16 protein-coding genes are annotated in these 15740 nt (G+C 70.6%); 12 read left to right on the top strand and 4 right to left on the bottom strand.

Annotated features, from left to right (window positions below; all coding sequences use genetic code 11):
• Positions 1 to 64 precede the first annotated feature (64 nt).
• The 10 genes from ACFWCK_RS10405 (at position 65) to ACFWCK_RS10360 (ending at position 10018) form a co-directional block, all read left to right on the top strand.
• Positions 65 to 2872 (top strand): DNA translocase FtsK, encoded by a 2808-nt coding sequence (locus tag ACFWCK_RS10405; protein ID WP_378805745.1) that lies wholly within the window; start codon positions 65 to 67, stop codon positions 2870 to 2872.
• A complete protein-coding gene (pgsA, locus tag ACFWCK_RS10400) occupies positions 2872 to 3459 on the top strand; it encodes a CDP-diacylglycerol--glycerol-3-phosphate 3-phosphatidyltransferase (RefSeq protein WP_378805744.1) in 588 nt (195 codons plus the stop codon). The genes ACFWCK_RS10405 and pgsA overlap by 1 nt, the downstream gene beginning before the upstream one ends.
• Complete coding sequence (locus ACFWCK_RS10395; protein ID WP_378805743.1) at positions 3459 to 3998, top strand: CinA family protein; 540 nt, start codon at positions 3459 to 3461, stop codon at positions 3996 to 3998. The genes pgsA and ACFWCK_RS10395 overlap by 1 nt, the downstream gene beginning before the upstream one ends.
• Before the next feature lie 142 nt (positions 3999 to 4140).
• Positions 4141 to 4449: a helix-turn-helix domain-containing protein gene (locus ACFWCK_RS10390; RefSeq protein WP_233309681.1), complete on the top strand. Its 309-nt coding sequence runs from the start codon at positions 4141 to 4143 to the stop codon at positions 4447 to 4449.
• Between the two features lie 3 nt (positions 4450 to 4452).
• Complete coding sequence (locus ACFWCK_RS10385) at positions 4453 to 4677, top strand: DUF3046 domain-containing protein (RefSeq protein ID WP_378805742.1); 225 nt, start codon at positions 4453 to 4455, stop codon at positions 4675 to 4677.
• Between the two features lie 273 nt (positions 4678 to 4950).
• The gene (recA, locus tag ACFWCK_RS10380; protein WP_233309684.1) at positions 4951 to 6003 is read left to right on the top strand and encodes a recombinase RecA; all 1053 of its coding nucleotides are present in this window, start codon (positions 4951 to 4953) and stop codon (positions 6001 to 6003) included.
• A gap of 37 nt (positions 6004 to 6040) precedes the next feature.
• Positions 6041 to 6880: a regulatory protein RecX gene (locus tag ACFWCK_RS10375; RefSeq protein WP_378805741.1), complete on the top strand. Its 840-nt coding sequence runs from the start codon at positions 6041 to 6043 to the stop codon at positions 6878 to 6880.
• Positions 6881 to 6978: 98 nt separating this feature from the next.
• Positions 6979 to 8529, top strand: coding sequence for a tRNA (N6-isopentenyl adenosine(37)-C2)-methylthiotransferase MiaB (gene miaB / locus ACFWCK_RS10370; RefSeq protein ID WP_378805739.1), 1551 nt, complete (start codon positions 6979 to 6981; stop codon positions 8527 to 8529).
• A gap of 134 nt (positions 8530 to 8663) precedes the next feature.
• A complete protein-coding gene (miaA, locus tag ACFWCK_RS10365; RefSeq protein WP_378805738.1) occupies positions 8664 to 9560 on the top strand; it encodes a tRNA (adenosine(37)-N6)-dimethylallyltransferase MiaA in 897 nt (298 codons plus the stop codon).
• A complete protein-coding gene (locus tag ACFWCK_RS10360) occupies positions 9557 to 10018 on the top strand; it encodes a GNAT family acetyltransferase (RefSeq protein WP_378805736.1) in 462 nt (153 codons plus the stop codon). The genes miaA and ACFWCK_RS10360 overlap by 4 nt, the downstream gene beginning before the upstream one ends.
• 80 nt (positions 10019 to 10098) lie before the next feature.
• Here ACFWCK_RS10360 and ACFWCK_RS10355 read toward each other — a convergent pair whose 3' ends face one another.
• On the bottom strand, positions 10099 to 12663 hold the full coding sequence (locus ACFWCK_RS10355; RefSeq protein ID WP_378805735.1) for an ATP-binding protein: 2565 nt from the start codon (positions 12661 to 12663) through the stop codon (positions 10099 to 10101).
• A gap of 16 nt (positions 12664 to 12679) precedes the next feature.
• Positions 12680 to 12931 (bottom strand): DUF4242 domain-containing protein, encoded by a 252-nt coding sequence (locus ACFWCK_RS10350; RefSeq protein WP_233309694.1) that lies wholly within the window; start codon positions 12929 to 12931, stop codon positions 12680 to 12682.
• Between the two features lie 168 nt (positions 12932 to 13099).
• Between ACFWCK_RS10350 and ACFWCK_RS10345 the strand changes: the two genes are divergently transcribed.
• On the top strand, positions 13100 to 13471 hold the full coding sequence (locus ACFWCK_RS10345; RefSeq protein ID WP_378805734.1) for a helix-turn-helix domain-containing protein: 372 nt from the start codon (positions 13100 to 13102) through the stop codon (positions 13469 to 13471).
• On the opposite strand, the gene ACFWCK_RS10340 is transcribed toward ACFWCK_RS10345, so the two are convergent.
• Together ACFWCK_RS10340 and ACFWCK_RS10335 are read right to left on the bottom strand one after the other, a co-directional pair.
• Entirely contained in the window at positions 13453 to 14091 is a 639-nt protein-coding gene (locus ACFWCK_RS10340) for a ClpP family protease (RefSeq protein ID WP_378805733.1), read from the bottom strand. The genes ACFWCK_RS10345 and ACFWCK_RS10340 overlap by 19 nt on opposite strands.
• A 2-nt stretch (positions 14092 to 14093) precedes the next feature.
• Complete coding sequence (locus ACFWCK_RS10335; protein ID WP_378805732.1) at positions 14094 to 14714, bottom strand: ClpP family protease; 621 nt, start codon at positions 14712 to 14714, stop codon at positions 14094 to 14096.
• Between the two features lie 143 nt (positions 14715 to 14857).
• Here ACFWCK_RS10335 and dapF point away from each other — a divergent pair, with 143 nt between their 5' ends.
• Positions 14858 to 15730, top strand: a complete 873-nt coding sequence (gene dapF, locus ACFWCK_RS10330) for a diaminopimelate epimerase (RefSeq protein WP_233309701.1) — start codon at positions 14858 to 14860, stop codon at positions 15728 to 15730.
• The last annotated feature ends 10 nt before the right edge of the window (positions 15731 to 15740 follow it).

Here is a 15740-nt window from a genome sequence, read left to right as displayed (position 1 = left end):
CGCAATCCCGCGGAAAGCCGCGTCATTGCGGGCCTTTGTCGGCGCGCGGCCGTAGCGTGGACACATGCCCAGGAGTTCGAATGCGACCAAGAGCGCGGCCGAGAAGCCCTCGACGCGCAGTCGCTCCACGTCCGGGGCGAAGCCGCGCAGTTCCGCCAAGGCCGCGCCCGCCCCGAGGAAGTACGTCGACGAGCCCGACAAGCCGCCGGTGATGGTGCGCGCCTGGACCGGCCTCGCGCACGGCGTCGGCGGTCTCTTCCGCGCCTTCGGCCTGGAGACGCTGGAGAAGGACCAGCGCCGCGACGGCTTCCCGTTCCTGCTGGTGCTGCTCGCGGTGGCAGGCGCCGTGAACGAGTGGTTCTTCATCGGCAACACGGTCGCGTCGAACATCAGCGCCTACTCCGTGGGCGCCCTGATCGGCCGTGCCGCGTTCATCATGCCCGTGCTGCTGCTGCTCCTGGCCGGCTGGCTGTTCCGCCATCCGTCCTCCGTGCACGACAACGGGCGCATCGGGATCGGCTTCGGGCTGTTCGTGATCACCCTGGCGGGCTTCTGCCACGTCGCCGGCGGAATGCCGCAGCCGCGACAGGGCATGGTCGCGCTCAGCGCCGCGGGAGGTCTGTTCGGCTGGCTGCTGGGTCAGCCGCTCAGCTACCTGACCTCGATCCCCGCCTACATCGTGCTGTCGCTGCTGGCGGCGCTCAGCGTGCTGATCCTCACCAAGACGCCGCCGAACCGCATCGGGCAGCGACTGGGCGACCTGTATGCCTGGATGTTCGACGCCGAGCGCGCCCCGAAGAGCGCCGCCGCGGAGGAAGCAGCAGCCGTCGACGAGGCGGACAAGGTCGACGACCCGGACGTGCTGCCCTGGTGGCGGCGTAACAAGACCGGTCGCGAAGAGGATCCGGATGGCGGGCTCGGTTCGCAGGACCTCACCGAGCTGCTCACGGAGCAGGACGACACCCCCACCGTGGTGCAGGCGACCGCATACGACCAGGCCGTCATCAAGGACGAGGATCCGTACGACGCGGCCACCGAGGTCCTCACCGACGTGCGCGCCGTCGCCGACTCCCTGGCGGAGCAGCAGAGCACGGCGCTGCTCGACGACGGCGACACGGGCGAGCTCGAGCTGGCCGGATTCGACGGCTTCGGCACGGACGGCCCGGGCAAGGACGGCCTGCAGGCGCCGGCGGCCCCCTACATCCTGCCGTCGCCGGGTGCGCTGAAGGCGGGCCCGCCTTCGGTCGCCCGCTCCGAGGCGAACGACCGCGTGGTCGAGCAGATAACGAACGTGCTCACGCAGTTCAACGTCGACGCGAAGGTGACCGGCTTCTCGCGGGGACCGACAGTGACCCAGTACGAGGTCGAGGTCGGTCACGGCGTCAAGGTCGAGAAGATCCTGCAGCTGAGCAACAACTTCGCGTATGCGGTCGCATCGAACGACGTGCGGATCCTCTCGCCGATCCCCGGCAAGAGCGCGATCGGCATCGAGATCCCGAACGCCGACCGCGAGACCGTGGCGCTCGGCGACGTGCTGCGCTCGGCCGCGGCGCAGAAGAGCACGCATCCGCTGACGATCGGCGTCGGCAAGGACGTCGGCGGCAACTTCGTCGTCGCCAACCTCGCGAAGATGCCTCACCTCCTGGTGGCCGGATCGACCGGATCCGGCAAGTCGAGCTTCGTGAACTCGATGATCACGAGCCTGCTCATGCGCGCCCGCCCCGCCGACGTGCGCATGGTGCTGATCGACCCCAAGCGCGTCGAGCTCACCAGCTACGCCGGCGTCCCGCACCTGATCACGCCCATCATCACGAACCCCAAGAAGGCCGCAGAGGCGCTGCAGTGGGTCGTGAAGGAGATGGACATGCGGTACGACGACCTCGCGTCGTTCGGCTTCCGCCACATCGACGACTTCAACCGCGCGGTGCGCGCCGGCGAAGTCGTCGTGCCCCCGGGCAGCGAGCGCGTGCTCAAGCCCTACCCCTACCTGCTCGTCGTGGTCGACGAGCTCGCGGACCTGATGATGGTCGCGCCGCGCGATGTGGAGGACTCGATCGTCCGCATCACGCAGCTCGCCCGCGCGAGTGGGATCCACCTGGTGCTCGCGACCCAGCGCCCGAGCGTCGACGTCGTCACCGGTCTCATCAAGGCCAACGTGCCGTCTCGCCTCGCGTTCGCCGTGACCAGCGTCACCGACAGCCGGGTGATCCTGGACAGCCCCGGCGCCGACAAGCTGATCGGACAGGGCGACGCGCTGTTCTCGCCGATGGGCTCCTCCAAGCCGTTCCGCCTGCAGGGCGCGTGGGTCGACGAGAGCGAGATCGACGCGGTCGTCAAGCACGTGACCGGACAGGCGCGCCCGGAGTACCGGCCCGACGTGGCCGAGGCCGTCGAGGGCAAGAAGAAGGAAGTCGACGAGGACATCGGCGACGACCTCGAGCTGCTCCTCGCCGCCGCTGAGCTCATCGTCTCCTCGCAGTTCGGCTCCACGTCGATGCTGCAGCGCAAGCTGCGGGTCGGCTTCGCCAAGGCGGGCCGGCTCATGGATCTGCTCGAGTCGCGCGAGATCGTCGGCCCGTCCGAGGGGTCCAAGGCGCGCGACGTCCTGGTCACTCCCGAGCAGCTGCCCGGGGTGCTGGCCAAGTTGCGCGGCGACGATGCGCCGTCCGCTCCTGCACCTCCTGCACCGGCGGCCGCCGCGCCGATGCCCGCAGCCGTGATGCCGCCGCGTCCTGCCGCCCCGATGCCTGCGCCGTCCTACGGCACCGACGACCGCTACGGTGAGGATCCGCTCGAGGCGCAGTACCGCGGGCTTCCCGAGGTCGAAGCGGAGCCCGACGAGGATGCCTGGGGCCTGACGGGGCGCGACTGATGTCGATTCCGCGCCAGCTGCCGAACGCGATCACGGTCGCCCGCATCCCGCTCGCCGTCGTCTTCTTCGTGCTCCTGCTGCTGGGAGGCGCGGACGGAGCGGCGCAGCCCGCACTGAGGTGGGTCGCGGCGGGGCTGTTCATCCTGGCGATCTCGACCGACTGGGTGGACGGCTATCTGGCCCGCAAGTACGACCTGGTCAGCGACTTCGGCAAGCTCTGGGATCCGATCGCCGACAAGCTGCTCACCGGAGCGGGCTTCATCGGCCTCGCGATCCTCGGCGAGGTGTGGTGGTGGCTCGTGCTCGTCATCCTGGTGCGGGAGTGGGGCATCACCGTGCACCGCTTCATGATCGTCAAGGAGCACGTCGTCGCCGCCGCATGGATGGGCAAGATCAAGACGACGGTGCAGGCCGTCGCCCTGTCCTGGGCGCTGCTGCCGCTGCATGTCTGGATCGGAATGCCGGTGTGGTCGATCACGACCACCGTGCTGATGGTGATCGCCCTCATCCTGACGATCCTGAGCGGCATCGACTACGTCGTTGCGCAGGTGCGTGGATCCCGCGCAGACCGAGGTGCGACGTCCTGATGTCCGATGCCACGCATCGCGCCGCGGCTGCCGCCCTCGATGCGCTGCGGGAGCGCGGGATGACGCTGGCCGTCGCCGAATCGCTCACCGGCGGCGCGCTGTCGGCGGCACTCGTGGCGATCCCGGGGGCGTCGGACGTGCTCAACGGCGCGGTCGTCGCCTACGCGACTCCGATCAAAGCCTCCGTCCTGGGCGTCGACCCGGCGCTGCTCGCCGCGCACGGTCCCGTGGATCCGGAGGTCGCGCAGCAGATGGCGTCCGGTGTCCGCGCGGCGCTGGCCGTGGACGGGCGCGCGGCGGACGTCGGCGTCTCGACGACAGGCGTCGCGGGGCCCACTGCGCAGGGCGGTCAGAAGGTCGGCACGGTGCACATCGGAGTGAGCGTGGCGGATCGCACGACCGGGCACGCGTTCATGTTCGACGGGGACCGATCCGCCATCCGTGCGGCGACGGTCCAGGCGGCCCTCGGGGTGATCCTCGCGGCGGTCACCGGGAGCGGGATCGATGCTGGCGAGCCGGCTCGGGACGACCGGGAATAAGAGTGCTTCTCCACGAAGTTGAGTCGAGTGTGCTCACATTCAATGCACAGAACGAAACAGTAGTGTCGATCCCGACAGGTCGGGTTAGACTGACCATCCGATCCGGCGCTTGGGGCCGGGCGATGGGGGAGAGGAGGTCCCGATGATTCTCGTACGACAGGAGATCGGTGACGTGCTGCGGGACTTCCGTCTGCAGAAGGGCCGCACGCTCCGCCAGGTCGCAGGCAAGGCGTCCGTCGCGCTCGGGTACCTCAGTGAGGTCGAGCGCGGACAGAAGGAAGCCTCCAGCGAGATCCTCGCCTCCGTGGCCGAGGCGCTCGACGTGCCCATCTCCACCATCATGCGCGAGGTCGGCGACCGGATCGCCGAGCTCGAGGGGCTGCAGGTCATCCCGGATGTCGTTCCTGACGAACTGGTGGCGTCGGTCGAGTCCGAGCTGTCGCTGCGCTGACGGATGCGACGTAGCGAGTTCCTCCGAGCGGTCGATGCAGAGTTCGGATCACGCGGTGGCGCCCTCGTCGCGGATCTCGTGCTGAGGGACGTCGGCGGTCGCACGGCCGCGCAGGCCATGGAAGCGGGGGTGCCCCCGCGGGACGTTTGGCTGGCGCTGTGCGCGGAGCTGGACGTGCCCGAGTCGCGGCGGTACGGCGCGGGGCGTCTGGAGCCCCGGCGGCGCTGAGTCCGGTCCGGTCCGATCGTCCGGTGTTCGATCCGCTTCGTGATCTCATCGGCGTGTCGTCGAAGACATGTTCGAGATGCGCGTATCGTCCTGCACAGATGATCTCGTGAGCAGATTCTGAACCGTTCGCGGGGACTCCGACCGAATGTCGGTGGCTCCTCCTAGCGTGTTCGACATGACCACGAGGTCATACGCCTTGTCGGAGAGCTCGCCCCAGCCGGGGTGGCCGCGACAGCCTACAGGCGGCAGTTCACGACCACGAAGGAGCACGTCATGCCCTCTCCCGCAGACCGCGAGAAGTCCCTCGAGACCGCCCTCGCCCAGATCGACAAGCAGTTCGGAAAGGGCTCGGTCATGCGGCTGGGCAGTGATGAGCGCGCCCCTGTCGCGGTCATCCCCACCGGCTCCATCGCGCTCGACGTCGCGCTCGGCGTCGGCGGGCTGCCGCGTGGTCGCATCGTCGAGATCTACGGCCCGGAGTCCTCGGGTAAGACCACGCTGACTCTGCACGCGATCGCCAACGCCCAGCGCGCCGGCGGCATCGCCGCGTTCGTTGACGCGGAGCACGCCCTCGACCCCGAGTACGCCAAGAAGCTCGGCGTCGACATCGACGCGCTGCTGGTCTCCCAGCCGGACACCGGTGAGCAGGCGCTCGAGATCGCCGACATGCTGGTGCGCTCGGGTGCCATCGATCTCATCGTCATCGACTCCGTGGCCGCTCTGGTGCCGCGCGCGGAGATCGAGGGCGAGATGGGCGACTCGCACGTCGGCCTGCAGGCTCGACTGATGTCGCAGGCATTGCGAAAGCTCACGGGTGGCCTGAACCAGACCAACACCACGATGATCTTCATCAACCAGCTGCGCGAGAAGATCGGCGTGTTCTTCGGTTCTCCGGAGACCACCGCGGGCGGCAAGGCGCTGAAGTTCTACGCGTCGGTCCGTCTCGACATCCGCCGCATCGAGACGCTGAAGGACGGCACGGAGGCGGTCGGAAACCGCACCAGGGTCAAGGTCGTGAAGAACAAGATGGCCCCGCCGTTCAAGCAGGCCGAGTTCGACATCCTCTACGGCGTCGGCATCTCCCGCGAGGGCAGCCTGATCGACTTCGGCGTCGACCACGGCATCGTGAAGAAGTCCGGTGCCTGGTACACCTATGATGGCGACCAGCTCGGCCAGGGCAAGGAGAACGCGCGCAACTTCCTGCTCAAGAACCCCGACATCGCCGAGACGATCGAGACGCAGATCAAGCAGAAGCTCGGCATCGGCGGTGCGGCGGCTCCCGCTGCGGGGGCGGCCGATGAGCTCGCCCAGCGGCGTCCGGCCTGACATGCGTCTCGACGACGCTCAGCGGTCGGAGTGAGACGTGAGTGACGAGAGGGGCGGGGCGGCGTCCGAGGAAGGCCGCCTCGCCCCGGTGATCCCGCTGTTCGGCGGCCGCGGTGCGACGGCCGGGCCCGAGGGGTCCGAGCGGTCGCGCCCCTCGGCCCCGGTGTCGGCCGCGCCGTCCACCGAGGCGGAGTGGCGGTCGACCTGGGCCGAGGAGTCCGCGGCCGAGCGTCGCGGTCCCAGCTCCCGGCATCCTGCCGCTGCCGCGCTGGCGCCGGAAGACACAGGGGCTTCCGATCGCGCGGCATCCTCTCCTGGTCGACGAGGGCTGCGGGCCATCGGCCGTCACGGGACCGGGGACGCCTCGACATCGGGCGATCCGCTCGCCGAGGCGAGCGAGCTGCTGGTGCGGAAGCTCCGCTCCAAGCAGCTCTCGAGCATGGAAGCGCGCGACGTCCTGCGCGAGAACGGCGTTCCGGCCGACGAGCGCACGCTCCTCATCGAGCAGTTCGAGCAGCGCGGGTATCTCGACGACGCATCCCTTGCCGAGCTCCTCGTGACCGCGGGTTCCGAGCGCAAGGGTCAGGGACGTGTGGCGATCGCGCGCACGCTCAGTCAGCGCGGGATTCCGCGGGAGATCGCCGACGAGGCGCTCTCGGTTCTGGATGACGACGATGCCGAACGGGCACTCGACTACGCGCGGTCCAAGGTGGCGGGTCTGCGCCGCTACGACGAGGACACGGCGATCCGGCGCCTCGTCGGGCAGCTGTCCCGTCGCGGGTACGGCGGGAGTGTCGCACTGACGGCGGCACGCACGGCCTGGCGCGAGACGCAGCGCGGTTCGGGCGTCGGGCGGGTGCGGTTCGAGGAGAGCTGACGCCGGCGGCCAGGCGCAGAGTCCGGAATCCCCGCCGGAATCTCCGCGCCGGCCGGCGGGGCCTTTTCCCGCCAGGCGAAAGTAGAATGGCAGGCACTATGACCATTCCCCTCTCAGAGCCCACGCTCATCGCGCCCTCCGCCGCGGCGCTCGATGAGGCCGGGCAGCGGCGCACGTACGAGGTGCGCACCTTCGGATGCCAGATGAACGTGCACGACTCCGAGCGTCTGTCGGGTTCGCTGGAGAGCGCCGGTTACGTCCGCGCCGCCGCGGACGACGAGGCCGACATCGTGATCATCAACACGTGCGCCGTGCGCGACAACGCCGCAGGAAAGCTGTACGGCACCCTCGGGCACCTGAAGAGCCGCAAGGACAAGCACGCCGGCATGCAGATCGCCGTCGGCGGCTGCCTGGCGCAGATGGACAAGCAGGCGGTGCTCGACAAGGCGCCCTGGGTCGATGTGGTCTTCGGCACCCACAACATGGGGTCGCTGCCCGGTCTGCTCGAGCGCGCACGCCACAACGGCGAGGCCGAGCTCGAGATCCTCGAGGCGCTCGAGGTCTTCCCGTCCACGCTGCCGACGCGTCGGGATTCGGCCCACAGCGGCTGGGTATCGATCTCGGTGGGCTGCAACAACACCTGCACCTTCTGCATCGTGCCCAGCCTGCGCGGCAAGGAGAAGGACCGCCGGCCCGGCGACATCCTCAACGAGATCCGCCTCCTCGTCGAAGACGGGGCGATCGAAGTGACCCTGCTCGGTCAGAACGTGAACTCCTACGGCGTCGAGTTCGGTGACCGCGAGGCGTTCGGCAAACTGCTGCGCGCGGCGGGCGAGATCGAGGGGCTCGAGCGGATCCGCTTCACGAGCCCGCACCCTGCAGCGTTCACCGACGACGTGATCGACGCGATGGCGGAGACGCCGAGCGTGATGCCGCAGCTGCACATGCCACTGCAGTCCGGCAGCGACCGGATCCTGCGCGCGATGCGCCGCTCGTACCGCAGCGAGAAGTTCCTCGGCATCCTCGACCGGGTGCGCGCGAAGATCCCGAACGCGGCCATCTCCACCGACATCATCGTCGGCTTCCCCGGCGAGACCGAGGAGGACTTCGAGGACACGATGCGCGTCGTGGAGCAGGCACGCTTCGCGAGCGCGTTCACCTTCCAGTACTCGATCCGCGAGGGCACCCCCGCCGCGACCATGGCGGACCAGGTACCCAAGGAGATCGTTCAGGCGCGGTACGAGCGCCTCATCGCGCTGCAGGAGCGCATCTCGCTGGAGGAGAACCAGAAGCAGCTCGGCCGTGAGGTCGAGGTCGTGGTCTCCGTCGGCGAGGGCAAGAAGGACACGGAGACGCACCGGCTCACCGGGCGCGCGCAGGACAACCGGCTGGTGCACTTCGAGCTGCCGGAGGGCTCGGACCGGCCGCGCCCCGGCGACGTGGTGTCCGTCACCATCACGCACGCGGCACCCTTCCACCTGCTCGCGGATGCACCTGACGGCGCGCCGCTGCGGATCCGCCGCACACGCGGCGGTCACGCCTGGGACCGCGCGCAGTCCGAATCGTGCGCGGTGCCGGCCGTTCCCGCAGCCGCCGGGGCGCCTCGAGCGGTGTCGTTGGGACTGCCGACGCTCCGCGCCGGAGTGTGAGCACACCGGGAGCCGGGTCGGTCCCTGAGCTTGGCCCGCGCGCCTCAGAGGCTCCGGGCAGCGCGAAGCGCCGGCCGGAGGGAGGCGCGGGGCGCCAAGGACCCGCCGGCACCGCCCCGCGTCTGTGGGCGATCGTGGGTGCGACCGGCACAGGCAAGAGCGATCTGTCGCTCGACCTCGCGCAGGCGCTGGCGTCGCGCGGGCGTCGCGCGGAGGTCGTCAACGCGGATGCGATGCAGCTCTATCGCGGCATGGACATCGGCACCGCCAAACTCCCCGCCGCAGAGCGGCGGGGGATTCCGCATCGCCTCTTCGACGTGCTCGACGTCACCGAGGATGCGGCGGTGGCCTGGTACCAGCCGCACGCGCGCGCCGCGATCGAGCAGATCCATGCCGGCGGTGCGGATGCGATCCTCGTGGGCGGATCCGGACTCTACGTCTCCAGCGTGCTGTACGACTTCCGCTTCCCACCGCGGGATGACGCGCTGCGCGCGCGACTCGAGGCGGAGCTGGATCAGGACGGCTCCGGGCCTCTGCTCGCACGCCTGCAGCAGCAGGATCCGGCGACCGCCGCACGGATCGATCCGAAGAACGGCCGCCGCATCGTGCGGGCGCTCGAGGTACTCGCACAGGGGGAGCGGACTCATGGCGCCGCGCTGCCCGAGCAGCCGGTGCTGTGGTACCCGCGCACACGCGTGCTGGCGCTGGGCGTCGAGCGCGCTGCGCTGGTCGAGCGCCTCGACCGGCGCGTGGAGCGCATGTGGGAGCAGGGCATGCTGGGCGAGGTCGCGCGTCTGCGGGGGGCCGGACTCGAGCAGGGCATCACGGCGCGCCGCGCGATCGGCTACGCACAGGCGCTGTCCCAGCTGACCGGCGCGCTGACGCAGGAGGAGGCGATCGCCGAGACGCAGGCCCTCACCCGCCGATACGCACGGCGCCAGGTCTCGTGGTTCCGCCGCTACGCCGAGGCGGAATGGCTCGACGCGCTCGCGCCGATCGATCTGCAGAACATCCTGGAGGAACGCGCATGACCACCGGATTCACGATCAGGGCCTTCGACCGGGACGACACCGATGCCATCGTCGCCCTCTGGGAGGATGCGGGACTGACCCGCCCGTGGAACGACCCGCGCGCCGACATCGAGCGCAAGCTCGAGGTGCAGCCCGAGCTGTTCCTCGTCGCCGAGGAGCGCACGCAGGAGCGGACGGGTGGGGGCCACGCGGCACGGATCGTCGGATCCGTGATGGCAGGTTACGACGGCCACCGCGGCTGGCTGTACTACCTCGCCAGCGCCTCGGATCGACGGGGTGACGGCATCGGCCGCGCGCTCGTCCTGGAGGCCGAGCGGCTCCTGCTCGCGATGGGCTGCCCCAAGGTGCAGCTGATGGTGCGGGTCGGGAACGAACAGGTGCTCGGCTTCTACGACGCACTCGGTTATGAGCGTTTCGAGGTCGGCAACACCGGCAAGCGCCTCATCCACGACGTCTGATCGTCCCGAGAGCCCGCGGGTCTGAGAGCCCGCCCGCGAACGTCGGTTTGAGCGCCCGCCGGACCGCCTGCCCGACGGTGTCACTCCGGCAGCAGACCCCGCCGGGACGCCGCGGCGACCGCACGCCCGCGGGTCGGCTCGCCGAGCTTGCGGAGCACTGCGGCGATGTGATGCTCGACCGTGCGCCGGGATAGGATCAACCGCTCGGCGATCTCCGGGGTCGACAGACCCTCGCCGAGCAGGCCGAGCACCTCGAGCTCCCGTGCCGTGAGCTGGGCGGGGTTGCCGCGGGCCTGCGCACGGGGTCGGCGCGGCAGCGCGAGCCCGCGGTCGTGCCGGGTGCGCAGAATCGCCTCGATCGCCGCCGCCGCGCCGAGCCCGTCGAGCGTGCGCACGGCCTGGTCGACGACGGCGATATCGGGATCGAGCATCGCCGCGTAGGCGGCCCACACCGGGCAGCCGCGCTCGGTCCACGCTCTCACCGCACGGGTATCGCCGGTCAGCATGAGTGCGAACGGCTCCGCCACCCGATCCGCGGCGAAGGGCGCCCCGCCGAGCATTCGCCACCATGCGAGTTCTCCGGTGGCCCATTCCTCGTCGTGCGCGAGGGCGAGCTCCCACGTCGATGCCGTCAGCGCATCGATGGCCCCGGCATCACCGGTGAGCCAGGCGTGCTCGGCGGCGGCGCACACCGCGGGGGCGAGGCGCTGCAGCTCACCCGCCTCCGCCGCCAGGCGCTGCGCGAGCGCCAGCCTCGGCGTCGCGTCGGCGCCGCGTCGGGCCAGCACGCGGGCGGCGGCCCCTGCGGCGGGCATGAGGGAGACGGGGGCCGTGCCGGCGTGGTCCAGCAGCGAGTCGGCGGCGGCCAGCGCCTCGTCGAAGCGGCCCTCATCGGCCAGCGCGAGGCTGAGGCACGCCGTCATGTAGCAGGCCCAGGAGTCGAGGTCGCGGTCCTCGCAGAACGCGATCCCCGCGCCCAGAGCCGCATGAGCATCGGCGAAGCGCTTCTGCAGCACCGCCGACGAGCCGAGGTTGGTGTACGCCCGCGCCACGTGCTCGGGAAGATCGGCGGCTCGCGCGATGTCGAGGCTGCGGGCCAGATCCCGCTGCCCCTGCTCCACACGGCCGGACTGGAGTTCCGCCGTTCCGAGGTTGTTGAGCGCATGGCTCTCGATGTCCTGGCTGCTCAGAGCGCGGGCGAGTCGGAGCGCCTTGCGCCCCCAGAACTCGACCTCTTCGGCCTCCTCGGCGAGCATCCGCAGCTGCGCGTAGTTGCTGTACGCCCAGGCAAGTTCCACCCCCGGTGGCAGCTGCTCCAGGGTCGTGACGGCGCGCAGACCGTATCGTTGCGCATCCTTCCCGTGCCCGGAGAACCAGGAGAGCCGCGAGAGCCACCGCTCGTCGTCACCGAGTCGGCGCGTGTCTCCCACCAGCTCGTGCAGCTCGAGCGCCTGCTGCCGCGCGGTGAGCGCCTCCGGCAGCTGGTCGGTCAGGTAGCACTCGTAGGACAGGGCGACGAACAGCGCCGCCCGCTCGGCGGCGCTGCTGCTGTGCCGCACGGCGAGGCGGTAGTGCTCCGCCGCCTCCCGGTGGGCGCTGCCGTGCGCGGCCTTCTCCGCGGCGGCGACCGCATGCGCCATCGCGGCCGTTTCGTCGCCGCAGCCCACGGCGTGATGCGCGAGAGTGCGATGGTCCTCCGGGGTCCGTTCGGCGAGGGCGCGCAGCGCGCGTCCGTGCAACTGCCGACGGCGCACGGCCGAGAGGCTCTGCTCGACGGCCTCTCGTGCCAGTTCATGGCGGAACCCCAGGGAGCCGTCGATCTCGATCAGCACGCCCGCGTCCGCGCATTCGTCGACGGCGTCCAGCGCCTGCGCGGCGATGCGTGCGAGCAGGTCGGCATCGGCGCCTGCACCCAGGATCGCCGCGGCCGCCACCACGTCCTGGGCGGCGGAAGTCAGCCGGGCGACGCGGGCGAGGATCGCGTCGCTCACCGTGGCGGGCAGCGCCACACCGCCGATCGCGAGGCTCTCCGTGACGAAGAAAGCGTTCCCCCCGGTGCGCAGATGGAGCGCCGTCGGGTCCACGGCGTCGCCCGAGTCCGCGACGAGTCGCGCGACCCCGTCGACCGTCAGCGGCGGCACGAGCAGTCGGCGCACCTCCGTCGCCGTGGCGAGATCGCCGAGCAGCGAGGTGAGCGGATGGCGGGCGGTGACCTCGTCATGCCGATAGGTCACGACCAGGAGCACGGGGGCCGTCTCGATGCGCCGCGCGAGATAGCGGAGCGCGTCCAGGGTCGCCTCATCGGCCCAGTGCAGATCCTCGAGCACCAGCAGTGCGGGAGCGGCGGCGATCAGATCCCGGAGTTCGCGGAACAACCGGATCCGATCCCCGCCGGCGGCGACGGAAGGCCCGATCTCGGGTATCGCATCCTGGAACGCGCCGAGCGCTCCCGGCGTTGTGATGTTGTCAGCGCCGCCGATCCGTACGCCGCAGCGCGGGCGTGCGATCCGGGCGAGTGCGCGCACCAGAGCCGTCTTGCCGACTCCGGCCTCGCCGCCCAGGAAGACGACATGACCGGATCCCGCGAGCGCGTCGTCGAGATCGGTGACGAGCTCGGCCAGGAGGGCATCCCGTTCGACGAGCACGTCTCCATTCAACCGCTCAGACACCCTCGCTGACGAGATGGATCTCGTCGGCGACGAGACCGTGCGCCTCGCGGTGCACCGTGTTCGCGGCCTCCGCATCGGGGGCGTCGACCAGGCAGAAGATCTTGCCCGCGGACTCGTCGACCCAGTACCGGAGGTAGTGCACGCCGTGCTGATCCTGCGTGGCCAGATCCGCGGCGTGCGCTGCGGCGACGTCGGCCATCGCCACGGGGCCGTCGAGCGTATGGACATCCATGTAGAGCGCCATGAGCGTTTCCTTTCGTGAGGGCGCGGAAGTGTTCCGCTCTTCGATTCCACCGCGCGAGGACGCATCCCGGATCGGGGAACTCACCCATCTTCCGGAGGGACTCACGCGGGATTCTGCTCAGAGCGGATCCGGTCGCATCCGCGGAAGCGGCGTGCCTAGCATGGCGCCATGACCGCGACCTCTGACACCGCCCGCACCGATCCCACGTCCGCGCACGAGCCTCGCAAGAGCCAGGGCGGCGAGCCCGAGCGACTCTGGCGGAGCGTCGTGGGAGAGCTGCTGCGCGATGCCCGCAGGGACCGCGGCGAGACGCTCGTCGAGACCGCCCAGCGTGCAGGCGTCTCGCCGCAGTACCTGTCGGAGATGGAGCGGGGACGCAAGGAGGCGTCCAGCGAGATGCTCGCCGCGGTGTCCGGGGCTCTCGATCTCACTCTGCTCGATCTCACCCTGGGCGTCGCCGAACGGATCACGATGGGGTCGGCGGCGCCGATCCGGCAGCCCGCGCAGCCCGTGCGCGCCGCCTACGCGCTGGCCGCCTGAGCGGGTCCCGCCGCAGTGGAGGGCACGCTGGGAGGAGCCTGCGTCACGACCTGATCCACGAGTCCGTACGCGCGCGCGGCCTCCGCCGTGAGCACGAGGTCGCGATCCGTGTCGGTGCGCAGCCGCTCGGCGCTCTGCCCCGAGTGCGCGACGAGGATCTGCTCCAGGCTGTCGCGCACGCGCACGACCTCGTCGGCCTGCAGGATCAGATCCGGGATCGTGCCGCGGCCCTGCGCCGCGGGCTGATGCAGGATCACCCGTGCGTGCGGGAGTGCGGCGCGCTTGCCGGCGGCGCCGGCCGCCAGAAGCACGGCGCCGACCGACACGGCCTGCCCGATGCAGAACGTCGCCACGTCCGAGCGGATGAAGCGCATGGTGTCGTAGACCGCGAGCATGGCGCTGGGATCCCCGCCCTCGCAGTTGATGTAGAGCTGGATGTCCCGGTCGCTGCCCGTGGCGTCGAGGTGCAGCAGCTGCGCCACGAGGACGTTGGCGACGTCGGCGTCCAGCGGTGTCCCGAGGTAGATCACCCGCTCGGCGAGCAGATGCGAATAGACGTCCAGCACGCGATCGCCGCGGGGCGAGGTCGCGATGACGTTGGGGACGAGGAATGAGGCCATGGTCAGGCTCCTTCTGCGGTCAGGCCGATGCTCCGGCGGTTGGGACGAGGCAGGACCGCGGCGAAGTCCGAGGTGATCTCGTCGATGAATCCGTAGGCGAGGGCCTCCTCGGCGCTGTACCAGCGGTCGTGCAGTGAGTCCTCGAAGACGCGGTCGATGCTCTGCCCGGTGTCCTCGGCGATGAGCCCCAGCACGGTGTCCCGTGTGTGCCGCAGATCTGCGGCCTGCAGTGCGACGTCGACGGCGGTGCCGCCGATGCCCGCGGATCCCTGATGCAGCAGGATCCGGCTGTGCGGCAATGCCCGGCGCTTGCCCTTCGTCCCGGCCGAGAGCAGGAACTGGCCGGCGCTGCAGGCGAGCCCGAAGGCGATCGTGGATACGTCGCACGGCACCGTGCGCATGAGATCGCGGATCGCGAGCATGGCGGGAACGGATCCGCCGGGGGAGTGGATCCAGAGCGTGATGTCGGCGTCCGGATCCTCAGCGGCGAGGGCGAGCAGCTGGGTCATGAGTAGCACGCCGTTGTCGTCGTCGAGCGCACCGTCGAGCACGAGCACCCGGCGCGCGAACAGCATCCGCCGCGTGTCGGCGTCGAAGAGGTTGCGGGGCATGTCATCGGTCATGACCTCAGCCTGCGTCCGGCGGCGGCGGCCGCGCCATCGGATCTGCCGGGGGCGGATCCGCTCCTGGCAGAGCGGCGCCGGACGACGGCACGGCGGGGTCGTCCACGCAGCAGGCGCCGAAGCGCCGCCCCTAGAATCGAGGCATGGTCGCATTCACCAAGGGGCATGGCACGGGCAACGACTTCGTCATCATCGCCGACCCCGACGGTGCCCTCGACGTCGGCGCCGACCAGGTCGCCGCCCTTTGCGACCGTCATTTCGGCATCGGCGCGGACGGCCTGCTGCGGGTGGTGCGCTCCGCGGCCCTTCCCGAGGGGACGGCCGCGCTCGCCGAGGATCCGGCCGCCGAATGGTTCATGGACTACCGCAACGCCGACGGGTCCGTCGCCGAGATGTGCGGCAACGGGGTCAGGGTGTTCGCGCACTACCTGCTGCGCACCGGGCTCGCCGAGCTCGACGAGGGCGGATCGCTTGCGATCGGCACGCGCGCCGGGGTACGGGAGGTCACACGCAGCGCCGAGGGCTACCGCGTCGACATCGGCGGCTGGCGACTCTCCGGCGACGACCCGCTCGCCCGCGCGACGGGTCTGAGCGTTCCCCGTCCGGGGCTCGGCATCGACGTCGGCAACCCGCATGTGGTGGTCGCGATCGCGTCCGACGCCGAGCTGGACGGACTCGAGCTCACGCACGGTCCAGAACTCGCGCCGATGCCCGAGCACGGCGCGAACGTCGAGTTCGTCGTGCCGGCGGAACCGCTCGTGCAGGACGGCGTCGGCCGGGTGCGCATGCGCGTGTTCGAGCGCGGCGTGGGGGAGACCCTCAGCTGCGGCACCGGCGTGGTGGCCACGGCTCTCGCCGTGCGGCACTGGGCCGGCGCGGGCGCTCCCGACGAGTGGCTCGTGGAGGTCCCGGGCGGAACACTCCGAGTGACCATGGAGCCCGGAGCTGGCGGCGAGCACGCGTTCCTCTCGGGACCGGCCCAGCTCGCCTTCTCCGGCGAGATCGAGCTCGCCTGAGACCGACCGC

It is taken from the genome of Microbacterium sp. NPDC060117 (genome assembly GCF_042729315.1).
Classification (GTDB): Bacteria; Actinomycetota; Actinomycetes; order Actinomycetales; family Microbacteriaceae; genus Microbacterium.
This window is presented reverse-complemented; position numbering and strand designations above follow the sequence as displayed.

What these genes read in the sequence shown, in the direction of transcription:
- ACFWCK_RS10360 (WP_378805736.1), top strand. Translation starts at nt 9,557, where the DNA reads ATGACCACCGGATTCACGATCAGGGCCTTCGACCGGGACGACACCGAT.
- miaB (WP_378805739.1), top strand. Translation starts at nt 6,979, where the DNA reads ATGACCATTCCCCTCTCAGAGCCCACGCTCATCGCGCCCTCCGCCGCG.
- pgsA (WP_378805744.1), top strand. Translation starts at nt 2,872, where the DNA reads ATGTCGATTCCGCGCCAGCTGCCGAACGCGATCACGGTCGCCCGCATC.
- ACFWCK_RS10335 (WP_378805732.1), bottom strand. Translation starts at nt 14,714, where the DNA reads ATGACCGATGACATGCCCCGCAACCTCTTCGACGCCGACACGCGGCGG.
- ACFWCK_RS10340 (WP_378805733.1), bottom strand. Translation starts at nt 14,091, where the DNA reads ATGGCCTCATTCCTCGTCCCCAACGTCATCGCGACCTCGCCCCGCGGC.
- ACFWCK_RS10405 (WP_378805745.1), top strand. Translation starts at nt 65, where the DNA reads ATGCCCAGGAGTTCGAATGCGACCAAGAGCGCGGCCGAGAAGCCCTCG.
- ACFWCK_RS10390 (WP_233309681.1), top strand. Translation starts at nt 4,141, where the DNA reads ATGATTCTCGTACGACAGGAGATCGGTGACGTGCTGCGGGACTTCCGT.
- ACFWCK_RS10350 (WP_233309694.1), bottom strand. Translation starts at nt 12,931, where the DNA reads ATGGCGCTCTACATGGATGTCCATACGCTCGACGGCCCCGTGGCGATG.
- dapF (WP_233309701.1), top strand. Translation starts at nt 14,858, where the DNA reads ATGGTCGCATTCACCAAGGGGCATGGCACGGGCAACGACTTCGTCATC.
- ACFWCK_RS10385 (WP_378805742.1), top strand. Translation starts at nt 4,453, where the DNA reads ATGCGACGTAGCGAGTTCCTCCGAGCGGTCGATGCAGAGTTCGGATCA.
- recA (WP_233309684.1), top strand. Translation starts at nt 4,951, where the DNA reads ATGCCCTCTCCCGCAGACCGCGAGAAGTCCCTCGAGACCGCCCTCGCC.
- ACFWCK_RS10345 (WP_378805734.1), top strand. Translation starts at nt 13,100, where the DNA reads ATGACCGCGACCTCTGACACCGCCCGCACCGATCCCACGTCCGCGCAC.
- ACFWCK_RS10395 (WP_378805743.1), top strand. Translation starts at nt 3,459, where the DNA reads ATGTCCGATGCCACGCATCGCGCCGCGGCTGCCGCCCTCGATGCGCTG.